Genomic DNA, 12,359 nt, shown 5'->3' with positions numbered 1-12,359 from the left:
AAGATGTTTCCAATCCGTATTACAACTCTTCTGACTGAAGAAGTTTATAAAAGATTTTCATGGGCTATTCTCATACGACGAAAAGGATTTGTATTATACATAATCATACTGATAATCGGGCTGTTCACCTACGTAATGCTCGGCCCATTAGAGGAAAAGATAATATCCATCATATTGGCTCCCCCTATTTGCGCCTCCATGTACTATTTTGGCATGAATTATCAGATTAAGAGAGCTTATCAAAAAAATCCTTTATTTCAGAACATGGAGGTCACTCTAATATTTGACAGAGAGGCTTTTATCGCAAGAAATATACGCGGTGAATTTCACTATACCTATGATGATATTGTCAAAGTCATTATGACAAAGCAAGATTTTTATATCTTGATAGGAGAGAACACTGGTTTCGCAATTGAAAAAGAAAACTGTTCTCCCGAGGCTCTTGAGTTCTTGCTAGAACTTCACATTGAGCATATGTAAAAGAAAAAGCAGGCTAGACTGACAGTAGATCAGTTCTGGTCTGCTTTTTATTTTGTAAATAATTGCTTGATATCCACCAATTTCTCTATTTTCTGATTGATTTCTGGTCGGTAGTCACAGAAGTTAATGCTCTGGATGCCACTGTTGACTGCGACATCCACATCCAGCGTCCGGTCGCCGATATAGTAGGTTTCCTGCTTATCCAGGCCATATTTTTCTAGCAGATAGTCGACACCTTCTGGGTGGGGCTTGCGCTCAAAGCCGTTGGCTGTTGTGATGATTTCTGTAAAATAGTCATGAATACCCAAGTCTTTCAATATTTGATGGGCATTGATTCCCTTGTGGGTATAGACGAACTGGGCAATGCCCTGCTCTTCAGCCCAGGCCAGTATCTCCGCAGCTCCTTCCATCAGATGGACCTGAGCATTTTTCTCCTTTAGGCTTGCTCCACGGAAGGCATTCATCTCAGCAGCGTCCAGCCCTTTCTCAGACGCTACTTTTTCCAAGAGCTTCTGGACAGAGTGCTTTAGGATATAGCTGTGAATACTCGCTCTGTCAAAGTCCAGACCATAGTGAGCGTAGGTTTCCTCAATCCCCGCCAAAATAGCATCGTAGGAGTCCAGCAAGGTGCCGTCCAAATCCCAAATAAACGCTTTTGTCATGTGATTTTCCTCATTTTTCTGTCAAATAAAACCTTTAAAAATAGCCAGCGGAAGCCATTGTCCAAGAGCATCCCAGTCCAGACTCCCGGCAGACCCAAACCAAAGGTCACACCCAGCAAGTAACCGACAACGATGCGAATCAGCCACATGCCAACAGTCGTGGCATAAAACGGCAGTCTGGCATTGCCCAGCCCCTGCCAGATAGCTGTGTAAATCACGGTTCCCACTGCCATGGGAGTTCCCAGCAAGGAGAAAAGCATGACCGAAAGACTGGCTGTGATCGCTCCGCTATTGTCCGTATAGAGCAAGGTCAGCGGCCGCCCAAAAACGAAAATTCCTAGAGCCATGGGCAGCATGCAAGCAAAAGAGAGCCAGAAGGTCCGCTGACGAATCAGACTGACCTCTTGCATATCTCCCTCACCTATTGCATGGCCTACCAGCATGACTGTTGCTGTCGCGACCCCGAAGATTGGCATATAATTAAACTGAGTCAGGACTTCACCAATGGCATTCCCCGCTACTGCGTCCGTCCCAAAGACGACCACAATGGCGATAATCACTACATCACCCGCCCGCATCATGAGCCGCTCTCCAGCAGCCGGCAGAGACAGGCGCAAGAGCTCTCCATCTAAGCCCCAGCGCCAGCGGATTGTGGACAAATCCAGCTCCCGCCAAAGAATCAGCACACCAACTAGACGAGCCAGCACCGTCCCCAGCGCTACACCGACAATACCAAGCCGAAAGACGTAAATCCCCAGACCGGAAAAGAGGGCATTGAGGATATTGGTCAGAAGACTGACATACATGGGGAATCTAGGATTGCGCGTGACCCGAACCAGAGCTCCAAAGGAAGTCATCAAGCCTAGCAGAACAATAGTCCCACCAACCAGAGCCAGATAAAGACCGCCTGCTTCAGCCACCGCTTTTTCCGTCCCTAGAAGGTCCAGCATCTGCCTGCCAAAGAGCAGGGAAATCAGCCCCAACAGAAGACTCAGAAGCAAGGTTAGCTTGATAGCCTCAGCTGTATGATAGGCCAGACGCTCTTTGTCCCCCTGAGCCAGAGTCTTGGAGATGAGACTGGAAATAGCAGCCCCCAGCGCGATAAAAATTGCCTGATAAATCGTAATGATGTTGCCGGCCACCGAGACACCAGAAATCGCAATCAGCCCAAGACTGGCCACCAGATAGCTGTCGACCATTCCCATGAGCATCTGCAAAAAATTCTCCGCCATAGCCGGCAAGGCGATATTCATGATTTTTTTATAAGTCGTCATTGTCTGAAAATCTCCTGCATTTGTATATCCTTTCTTACTTAAGATTTCCACCCTCCATCATAGAGAATAGAAAGCGGTGGGACTATTGTCCTACCGCATATTAATCTCCTATCATAAAAGCTCGTTTTAAGCACAAACTCCCAACTATACCGCTTTACATTCCCAAACTCAACGAATATCTTCACTCCTCAACAAAGAGTCCCAGGATATGGACATTATCTGCGACGGAGACGAAGGCAGCTGGGTCGGTCTGCTTCATGATTTGCTTGAATTCATTAAACTCAGCTCGGGTGATAACCGTCACCAGAACAGCTTTTTTCTCATGATTATAAGTTCCCTCAGCGCCATGGATTACTGTCGCCCCACGATGCAGCTTGTTATGAATCTTATCAATCACCCTATCCGGATGGCTAGTGATAATCATAGCCTGCATGCGCTTCTGCTTGGTAAAGACAGCATCCGTCACTCGACTTGATACAAAAATAGTAATCATGGAGTAGAGTGCATACTCCCAGCCAAAGGTCAGACCCGCAATCAGCATAATAATCCCATTGACAATCAAGGAAATATTCCCGACATTCCGGCCTGTTTTTTTCCGAACAGTCAGACTGACAATATCAGTCCCACCGCTGGAAATGCTGGACTTAAGGGCAAAGCCAATCCCCGTACCCATGACCACACCGCCGAAAAGGGCGTTGATAATAGGATTATCAGTCAAGGTTACTTCCGGCACAAACTGGATAAAGAGCGAGCTCATTGTAACCGTGATAAAGGTAAAAATGGTAAACTTATGCCCAATCTGGTACCAGGCTAGGATCATCAGCGGAATATTGATGGCGTAAAAAGTCACCGAAACCGGAATGGTAAAACCAAAGAAGCGAGTACTGAGGGCAGTAATGACCTGCGCCAGACCAGTCGCCCCGCTGGAATAAACATGCCCCGGCTGAAAGAAGAAATTGACTGCGACAGCTGATAAAAAGCCATAGACAAGCGAGGCAGAAATCTTCTCATCGTACTTCTCACGCGAGATACTCTTTAAAGACCGCAAAATCTTAAAATTATAAGCAAACCTGCGGACATAATAGCGAAAGAGCTTGTAAAAATTAGTCTTCTTCATGTGCTTCCACTTGTAAACTTAATTCCTCTAGTTGAGCGACCGACACTGAGCTAGGTGCCTGTGTCATTGGATCAGAAGCCTTGTTATTCTTTGGAAAGGCAATGACTTCGCGGATATTTTCTTCACCAGCCAAGAGCATCACAAAGCGGTCCAAGCCTAAAGCCAAACCACCATGCGGTGGAAAACCATAGTCCATAGCCTCCAGAAGGAAGCCAAACTGCTCAGCAGCTTCTTGAGCTGAGAAGCCAAGCGCCTTGAACATCCGCTCCTGCAAGTCTTTCTGGTTGATCCGAAGACTTCCACCGCCTAACTCATAACCATTGAGGACGATATCATAGGCCACAGCCCGTACCTTGCTCAGGTCGCCTTCCAGCTCTTGCTCAGAATTTTTCTGAGGCAGGGTGAAAGGATGGTGGGCACTCATGTAGCGGCCCTCTTCTTCTGACCATTCAAACATGGGCCAGTCCACGACCCAAAGATAGTTAAATGTATCAGGGTCAATCAAGTCCAGCTCTTTGGCCAAACGCACCCGAAGAGCTCCCAAAGCAGCGTTTGCCACTTCCAAAGTATCAGCCACAAAGAGAACTAGGTCATTATTTTCAAGCTGTAAAGCTTCTGTCAACTGACTTGTCAAGTCTGTCAAGAACTTAGCAACTGGCCCAGCCAACTCACCATTAGCAACTTTCACCCAAGCAAGACCCTTAGCACCATGCTGTTTCGCTTGCTCTGTCAGCTTATCAATATCCTTACGAGAGTATTTATCTGCAGCATTTTTCACGACGATGGCCTTGACAGCAGGAGCTTCTGAAAAGACTTTGAAGTCAACTCCCTTGACAAGCTCTGTCAAGTCCTGCAATAACATCTCAAAACGGGTATCAGGTTTATCAACCCCATAAAGAGCCATGGCATCATCATACTTCATACGCGGGAAAGGCAGAGTCACCTCAATACCCTTGGTCTCTTTCATCACACGAGCAATCAAGCCCTCTGTAATGTCCTGAATCTCCTGTTCAGACAAGAAAGAAGTCTCCAAGTCCACCTGAGTAAACTCTGGCTGGCGGTCACCTCGCAAGTCCTCGTCCCGGAAGCATTTAACAATCTGGTAATAACGGTCAAAACCAGCGTTCATCAAGAGCTGCTTGGTAATCTGCGGACTTTGTGGCAGAGCGTAAAAATGCCCCTGATGAACCCGGCTAGGCACCAAGTAATCACGCGCTCCTTCTGGCGTTGACTTAGACAGGAAAGGCGTTTCCACATCAAGGAACTCCAAATCATCTAGATAGTTGCGGATAGAGTGAGTCACCTTGGCACGGAGCTTGAGGTTCTCCAGCATCTCTGGCCGGCGCAAGTCCAGATAACGGTAGCGCAAACGCGTATCGTCATTCACTTCAATTCCGTCTTTGATTTCAAAAGGCGTCGTCTTGGCTGTATTTAAGACAGTCAGGTTTTCCACATGCAGCTCCACGCTTCCTGTCGCTAGCTTGTCATTGGCCTGCTCACGCGCAGCCACCTTACCTGTCACCTCTAGCACATACTCACTGCGCAGGCTTTCCGCTGTCGCCATGACTTCAGCAGCCACAGTCTCAGGATTGATGACCAGCTGCATAATGCCTTCGCGGTCGCGCAAATCAATGAAAATCAGACCGCCCAAATCCCGACGGCGGGCTACCCAACCCTTCAAAGTGACTTCCTGACCAACATGCTCCTTGCGAACACGCCCAGCATACATAGAACGTTTCATCTTTACTCTCCAAATTTTTAATTCTGTTACTATTTTACCACAAAGCGCCTAAGAAAGCCCTTCTGTCCGTTCTTTTTCTGAAAAATATTAAAGCTTCACATGACTAATGCTGACAATTATGACAAAAGGCCTGAGGCAAAGACCCCAGACCTACTGTCTACTCTATAGATTATTCCTTTTTCTTGCTATCCTCATAGAGACTAGGCGCAAACGCTTTTGTCACCATGGCTGTCACAAAGCGAAGCCCTCCCGCTGCCAGACCAAAAATCGGCGCCAAAGCACGGAAGAAAAAATCCCCCCTCATAAATAAACAAAGCAGACCAGTAATCACAAAGATAGCCAAGCCCTGCACCACAACCACCAATAATATTTTTTTCATCATTCCCTCGACTTTCTATAGACTATTATAGCATAAGCCATCTGGATTTCTATAAACAAATTTGTTTATAGAAACCTAAAAATAGATCTAACATCAGAGCTGGATTCAAAAAGCTAAGGAGAATCCTTAGCTAAATAAATTAAATCTTTGATTTATCAGATGATGAAGATGAACTTGAGTCAGATTTTGACCCAGAATCAGTTGTTTTATTACCTTTACGTGTTGCAGCATCATTAGACGAATACTCATTCACAAAAATAGATTTCCGTAATTCAAGGAAGCTTTCATCAGTAAGAATGTAGCGACCTTCTTTGGTTTTAGTTAACTCCATTGTAAACTCACGTGGTTCAATATAACCAAAGTCCTCATTCATACGATCAAAGGCATAGTAGAAAAGGAAGTTATTAAGCAGAGCTAGACGTTTTTCAAGATCCGGATTAGTCGAATCTTCCAACTCTTTTACATCTTCAATCCCATTTTCAAAGAGACTCGCTTTAGCAAGATTAATCACATTTGCCAAATCACGGGTTGCAATAGCACGAGACTTAAATGTTACTGTTGCAGTCTCTTCATCATCCTCAACACCAGTAATCTCAAAGTCATCCCCAATAGTTGCCAAGACTTTAAAGCGAGCCTGATCAAACAACTCTAATGTTTTTGATGGAGTAAATGATTCAGTCTTTAAATCGATAGTATAATCTTCTTCTGGCGTATATTTGGATATGTTTTCGTCTACGTAGGCTTGAGAAATTCCTTTCTTCCATTTGTCAACAGAAGTCCCCATTAAGGTTGTAAAACCTGAAGAATGATCTGTAAAGACTGCTCGCAGAATGATATCAGCATCTTTCTCAATTCGCTTTTCATTCGTTTCTTTCTCAGATGAGGATGAAGATGATTGCTCTGTCTTCACATCTTCTGATTTTTTCTTCTCTGACTTTGGTAGCATTGAGCAAGCTCCAAGCAAAAGAACACAAGCAGGCAATACACCAAATTTAAGGATTTTTTTCATTGTTTCTCCTTTTAAATTGATAGAATATGACCATTATACCAAAATATTATCCACTTGTTAGTTTATATCATATCCTTGTAACAAAACTGTGACATTCTCTTTGTGAAACAAAAATTACATACTTTGCTTAAAACCCCAATTTCTCAAAAATATGCTGATAGTTTTCTTGGATTTGGTCTAAGCTAACAGTAATCTCCTCACGATTATGATTGTTCTTAACAGTCACCTGACCGCTCTCCACTTCGCTTTCACCCAAGGTGATAAGAGTTTTGGCTTTAAAGATATCAGCCGACTTAAACTGAGCCTTGAGCTTGCGGTCTAGATAATCCCTTTCTGCCGCAAATCCTTGTGCGCGGAGAGCCTGCACTAACTCTAAAGCTCTACCATTGGCACCAGTTCCTAAAACAGCTACATAAACATCCAGAGCGGTTTCAATCGGCAGCTCTACTCCTTGCTTGTCAAGTACGAGAAGTAGGCGTTCTAAGCCCATACCAAAGCCAACACCTGGCGTTTCAGGGCCACCAAAGTAAGCCACCAGCCCATCATAACGGCCGCCAGCACAAATAGTCAGCTGACTGCCAGCCACCTCTGTCGTAAACTCGAAAATTGTGTGATTATAGTAGTCCAAGCCACGGACCATGTTGGTATTGATGACATAAGGAATCTGTAAGGTCTCTAGCATGGAACGAACGGCCGCAAAGTAGGTACTGCTCTCCTCATCCAGATAGTCCAGAATAGACGGAGCACCTTCTACAGCCGCCTTGTCCTCGGGCTCTTTAGAATCCAGCACGCGCAGCGGATTCTCCTCCAAGCGACGTTGGCTATCTGCTGATAGGCTAGGCTTCAGTGGAGTCAGATAATCAATCAAGGCCTGGCGGTAAGCAGCTCTGCTCTCAGGATTCCCCAGCGAGTTAAGCTCCAAGCTGACATTAGTAATACCAATATCCTTGAAAAATTGAGCCGCCATGGCAATCATTTCTACATCTGTAGCAGGATTACCGGATCCAAAACACTCTGCTCCAATCTGGTGAAATTCCCGCAGACGGCCAGCCTGAGGCCGCTCATAGCGGAACATAGAGCCCATATAGTAGACTTTGACAGGCTTTTGCACTTCAGGAGCAAAAAGCTTATTCTCCACATAAGAACGCACCACGGGTGCTGTCCCCTCTGGACGCAGCGTGATATGGCGGTCCCCCTTGTCATAAAAGTCATACATTTCCTTGGTCACGATGTCTGTCGTATCCCCGACCGAGCGGCTGATGACCTCATAGTGCTCAAAAATCGGCGTGCGGATTTCGCCATAATTGTATTTTCTAAATGTCTTGCGGCCAAAGTCTTCTACATACTGCCACTTGGCTGATTCCTGAGGAAGAATGTCCTGAGTTCCTTTAGGTTTTTGTAATTTCATCTTCTGACCTCCGCCTTCTTTAGTACTTATATTCTATCATAAGTCCGCCATTTTGAGGAGCCCGAAAGGGATTTTTAATTTGGAAGAACTAAATCCGTTTTCATGTTCCAAAATAGCTTGAAAATAAGTCAGAATTGTGAGAAAATAAAAACAATTCAAGTCAGAATAGAAGGGGATAGCCATGAGAGACGATATCAAAATCAATGACCGAGCAGCTGCAATTCAGGATAAATTGGTGGAGAAGCTCGAGCGTATTTACGATCCGGATGTAGAGCTGGATGTCTATAACTTAGGGCTGATTTATGAAATCAACTTAGACGAAAACGGCCACTGCAAGGTTGTCATGACCTTTACTGATACAGCCTGTGACTGTGCTGAGAGTCTGCCCATCGCCATCATGGACTCTCTTAAAAAAATAGATGAGATTGAAAGTGCCTCTGTCGAAGTCACTTGGTCTCCTGCTTGGAAAATCACTCGTATCAGCCGCTTCGGCCGCATTGCTTTGGGAATTAGTCCTAGATAAGAAGATAATTAACTTATCAGTATTTAAAATAAAAACACCAAACCCGCTAGAAAAACTAGCGGGTTCTTTTATCATATATAGGCTATTTCTTGCCGGTTTCTTCTGGTTTCCAGAAGTCAGTAACAGCACCTTTAGCGGCAGAGGATACCATGTGAGCATATTTACCAAGTACCCCGCGACTATAAAGCGGTGGGATGGTCGTTTCTGCCTTGCGTTTCGCCAGCTCTTCGTCAGAGACTGCCATGGAAATTTCCTTAGTATCTTGGTCAACCGTGACCATATCGCCTGTACGGAGATAGGCAATCGGGCCACCATCCTGAGCTTCCGGAGCAATATGTCCGACAACCAAGCCGTAAGTACCACCTGAGAAGCGACCATCTGTTAGAAGAGCCACCTTGTCTCCTTGCCCCTTCCCTACGATAATAGAAGAAAGTGACAGCATTTCTGGCATACCAGGGCCACCCTTTGGTCCAACGTAGCGAACTACAACCACGTCGCCATCGACCACTTCATCGGCCAGTACCGCATCAATAGCAGCTTCTTCCGAGTCAAAGACCTTGGCTGGTCCAACATGACGGCGTACTTTAACACCAGAAACCTTAGCAACAGCACCGTCTGGGGCCAGATTACCATGCAAGATGATCAATGGACCGTCTGCACGTTTTGGATTTTCAAGCGGCATAATAACCTTTTGACCTGGTGTCAGATCAGCAAATTCTGCTAGATTCTCTGCCACCGTCTTACCTGTACAAGTGATGCGATCACCGTGCAGGAAGCCGTTCGCCAAGAGATATTTCATCACAGCCGGCACTCCACCAACCTCATAAAGGTCTTGGAAGACATACTGACCGGACGGTTTCAAGTCAGCCAAATGCGGTACCTTCTCTTGAATGACATTAAAGTCATCAAGCGTCAGCTCAACATTGGCCGCATGAGCCATGGCCAGCAAGTGCAGGGTAGCATTGGTAGAACCACCCAGAGCCATAGTCACTGTGATTGCATCTTCAAAGGCTTCACGTGTCAAGATATCAGACGGCTTCAGCCCCATCTTCAGCATTTTCACAACGGCACGGCCAGCTGCTTCGATATCCTCTTGCTTGTCCTTGGACTCAGCAGGGTGAGAAGACGATCCTGGCAGACTCATGCCCAGAACTTCAATAGCCGTCGCCATAGTATTGGCCGTGTACATACCGCCACAGCCACCAGGGCCAGGGCAGGCATTACACTCAATGCGTCGTACTTCCTCAGCCGTCAAGTCACCATGGTTCCATTTCCCGATTCCTTCAAAGACAGAAACCAAGTCAATGTCCTTGCCGTCCAGCTTCCCTGGCGCAATCGTTCCGCCGTAGGCAAAGATAGCAGGAATATCCATGTTCGCAATGGCAATCATGGAGCCTGGCATATTTTTATCACAGCCCCCGATAGCTACAAAGGCATCCACATTATGCCCACCCATGGCAGCCTCGATGGAGTCTGCGATGATGTCGCGTGAGGTCAGAGAGAAGCGCATGCCCGGTGTCCCCATGGCAATCCCGTCCGCAACTGTAATAGTCCCATACTGGACAGGCCAAGCGCCCTCTGCTTTGATACCTTCCTTGGCCAGCTTGCCCAAGTCATGCAAATGGATGTTACAAGGTGTATTTTCCGCCCAAGTAGAAATCACCCCAACAATAGGCGTTTCAAAATCTTTATCAGTCATCCCCGTCGCGCGAAGCATGGCACGGTTAGGAGATTTAACCATACTGTCATAAATCTTACTTCTGTGACGAATATCCTTATCTGTCATAGCTTTCCCTTTCATTGCAGTAATCTTTGTGCTTTATTATACCACACTTAGGCTGTATTTTACAGAGGAAAATTTTTAAATTTTCAGAAGATTAGGAAAATATAGAGGCGGATTTGAAACTTTTTCCTATCAAGCAAAAAAATGACAACTAGAGGCTCAGTTTTTTCTCAAAAAGAAAAAAATCTGTCAAGTAACTTTACTTTACAAAAAAGTTTTGTTATACTGTTAAAGTTGATGAAAATCATCAAATTGAATCGAATTCATAATCTAAAAGGAGAAACAAACAATGGCAGTACCTGCACGTCGCACTTCAAAAGCGAAAAAAAACAAACGCCGCACTCACTACAAAGTGACAGCTCCAACTGTAACTTTTGACGAAACTACTGGTGATTACTCACGCTCTCACCGTGTATCCCTTAAAGGATACTACAAGGGCCGTAAGATTGCCAAAGCTGCTACTGCAGAATAATAGAAGGGAGCTACCATGCGCGTAAATATCACACTTGAACACAAAGAATCTGGTGAACGCTTGTACCTTACTTCTAAAAACAAGCGCAACACACCAGACCGTCTTCAATTGAAGAAATACTCACCAAAACTTCGCAAGCACGTTGTGTTTACAGAAGTTAAATAGGGATTCACTACACGTCAATAGACGGTAGAAACCTTGATTTAAAGCGATTCTTGAAATTTTGAATTTCAATAAATTGCAATAAAAATCAATCCGATGACTACCTTTTTSACTACTTTTTTGTGAAATAAAAAAACGATATTCAAAAGGAACTCTAGCCTGTTAAGCTAGAGTTTTTTTGCACTTATTAAATATAAAAAATCATTAAATTTTAGAAACTCAGAAACTATTAAAAAACTTATTTTGACAATAGCTACTCAAAAGAGACATATACAATTGTCTCTTTTTTCTTAAATACTAATTCTCTAAGCAAGCTTTTCTATTTTTCTTATCTATATATAGTTCTTTTATCCATAAAAAGACTATTAACTTCTTTTAATAGAAAACAGAATCTAAAATTTCATTTATATTTTTACTTATTTCCCATCTTTTATATGAAATATCTTCTAAAATTTCGTATATTTCATCAACAAATTTTTGATATTTCTTTTTTATATGCTTTTCAAAATTAATAATTTGTCCTACTACATGTTCAACTATCTCCGATAGCGGGAGAGCCTTATCTTCTTCTATTTGCTTCTCTAGTTTTTCTATCTTTTTTTCTACGTTACCTTTAAATACTTCACCATCAGATTTAATATTTGACAATTTCTCCTTTTGTTCATTTATAGTATCTAATTGTCCTTTTAATAAATAATACTGCTTTGTATATTTTTGCGATAATTTTAATGGTGACAAAAAAATTGACTTGTGTAGCAACTCATCAAGTCGTTCCATTTCATTTCTGATAGCCGAAAAACTAATAAGTTTATCTCTTAAATACAATTTAAAATCTTCTAAAATTTTCTTAACTCCTAGTACTATATCATTTAAACTATTTACCTTACCAAATTTTTCGTATACTTCTTTCTTAGTTTCTACTTTAAATAGAGTATAACCAGTTCTGCGTTCAAGTTCCCATCTTAATGAAAGATAGTAGTTATAATTCACTAAGTATGGTTTTCGCCCAGGTACAATAATTTTATTTAATAATTCATTTATATCATGTAATTCTTTTTTTTCCTTTACTGATAGTTTATTATAATGATTATTTAGTCTTTCCTGCTTTTGTTGTAAAACATTAATAAATGAATCATATTTTTCTGTCATTTCATTGGTTAAAGTAGAAAAAACTTTAGATTTATTACCCTTTTCATCTTTATATTTCCGAAAAACTCTTAAATCCGAATGCCCCTCTCCCTCCTCATATAACTCATCTATTCCTAAAATATCATTTTTTATAATCTCCCCTACTCTCTTCTCAGTATAATCTAAATAAAAAGACTTATCTACTAAATCAGTATGCAACA

General features: G+C 43.3%; 13 protein-coding genes. 4 read left to right on the top strand and 9 right to left on the bottom strand.

What is annotated here, in order from left to right; genetic code table 11:
• Positions 1–3: 3 nt before the first annotated feature.
• Positions 4–480: a YcxB family protein gene (locus K4H96_RS09080; protein WP_061591890.1), complete on the top strand. Its 477-nt coding sequence runs from the start codon at positions 4–6 to the stop codon at positions 478–480.
• Between the two features lie 47 nt (positions 481–527).
• On the opposite strand, the gene K4H96_RS09075 is transcribed toward K4H96_RS09080, so the two are convergent.
• From K4H96_RS09075 to hisS, 7 genes are all read right to left on the bottom strand, one after another.
• On the bottom strand, positions 528–1,142 hold the full coding sequence (locus tag K4H96_RS09075; protein WP_223338097.1) for an HAD-IA family hydrolase: 615 nt from the start codon (positions 1,140–1,142) through the stop codon (positions 528–530).
• Positions 1,139–2,416: an MATE family efflux transporter gene (locus K4H96_RS09070; RefSeq protein ID WP_223338096.1), complete on the bottom strand. Its 1,278-nt coding sequence runs from the start codon at positions 2,414–2,416 to the stop codon at positions 1,139–1,141. The genes K4H96_RS09075 and K4H96_RS09070 overlap by 4 nt, the downstream gene beginning before the upstream one ends.
• Positions 2,417–2,597: 181 nt before the next feature.
• Entirely contained in the window at positions 2,598–3,533 is a 936-nt protein-coding gene (locus tag K4H96_RS09065; protein WP_004190308.1) for a YitT family protein, read from the bottom strand.
• Positions 3,520–5,274: an aspartate--tRNA ligase gene (aspS, locus tag K4H96_RS09060; protein ID WP_223338095.1), complete on the bottom strand. Its 1,755-nt coding sequence runs from the start codon at positions 5,272–5,274 to the stop codon at positions 3,520–3,522. Before aspS ends, K4H96_RS09065 begins: the two co-directional genes overlap by 14 nt.
• Before the next feature lie 169 nt (positions 5,275–5,443).
• Positions 5,444–5,656 carry a hypothetical protein gene (locus K4H96_RS09055; RefSeq protein WP_042763109.1) on the bottom strand — a complete coding sequence of 71 codons (213 nt, stop codon included), beginning with the start codon at positions 5,654–5,656 and terminating at the stop codon, positions 5,444–5,446.
• 136 nt (positions 5,657–5,792) lie between these two features.
• Positions 5,793–6,662, bottom strand: a complete 870-nt coding sequence (locus tag K4H96_RS09050; RefSeq protein WP_002919928.1) for a hypothetical protein — start codon at positions 6,660–6,662, stop codon at positions 5,793–5,795.
• A 127-nt stretch (positions 6,663–6,789) separates the two neighbouring features.
• Complete coding sequence (hisS, locus tag K4H96_RS09045) at positions 6,790–8,070, bottom strand: histidine--tRNA ligase (RefSeq protein ID WP_223338094.1); 1,281 nt, start codon at positions 8,068–8,070, stop codon at positions 6,790–6,792.
• Positions 8,071–8,251: 181 nt separating this feature from the next.
• Between hisS and K4H96_RS09040 the strand changes: the two genes are divergently transcribed.
• The gene (locus K4H96_RS09040; RefSeq protein WP_002899327.1) at positions 8,252–8,593 is read left to right on the top strand and encodes a metal-sulfur cluster assembly factor; all 342 of its coding nucleotides are present in this window, start codon (positions 8,252–8,254) and stop codon (positions 8,591–8,593) included.
• A gap of 82 nt (positions 8,594–8,675) precedes the next feature.
• Here the strand turns inward: K4H96_RS09040 and ilvD are convergent, their stop codons facing one another.
• On the bottom strand, positions 8,676–10,379 hold the full coding sequence (ilvD, locus tag K4H96_RS09035; RefSeq protein WP_125439334.1) for a dihydroxy-acid dehydratase: 1,704 nt from the start codon (positions 10,377–10,379) through the stop codon (positions 8,676–8,678).
• Positions 10,380–10,665: 286 nt separating this feature from the next.
• Between ilvD and rpmF the strand changes: the two genes are divergently transcribed.
• Both rpmF and rpmG read left to right on the top strand, forming a co-directional pair.
• On the top strand, positions 10,666–10,848 hold the full coding sequence (gene rpmF / locus K4H96_RS09030) for a 50S ribosomal protein L32 (RefSeq protein WP_223338093.1): 183 nt from the start codon (positions 10,666–10,668) through the stop codon (positions 10,846–10,848).
• Positions 10,849–10,863: 15 nt separating this feature from the next.
• Positions 10,864–11,013 carry a 50S ribosomal protein L33 gene (rpmG, locus tag K4H96_RS09025; RefSeq protein WP_001265622.1) on the top strand — a complete coding sequence of 50 codons (150 nt, stop codon included), beginning with the start codon at positions 10,864–10,866 and terminating at the stop codon, positions 11,011–11,013.
• 372 nt (positions 11,014–11,385) lie between these two features.
• Here the strand turns inward: rpmG and K4H96_RS09020 are convergent.
• Positions 11,386–12,359 (bottom strand): hypothetical protein (locus K4H96_RS09020; protein WP_227956482.1); only part of this gene is annotated, 974 nt, incomplete at its 5' end.

The sequence above is a fragment of the Streptococcus sanguinis genome, assembly GCF_020729765.1.
Classification (GTDB): domain Bacteria; phylum Bacillota; class Bacilli; order Lactobacillales; family Streptococcaceae; genus Streptococcus; species Streptococcus sanguinis_Q.
The sequence above is the reverse complement of the archived record's forward strand: the minus strand, read 5'-3'. Positions and strand labels throughout refer to the sequence as shown.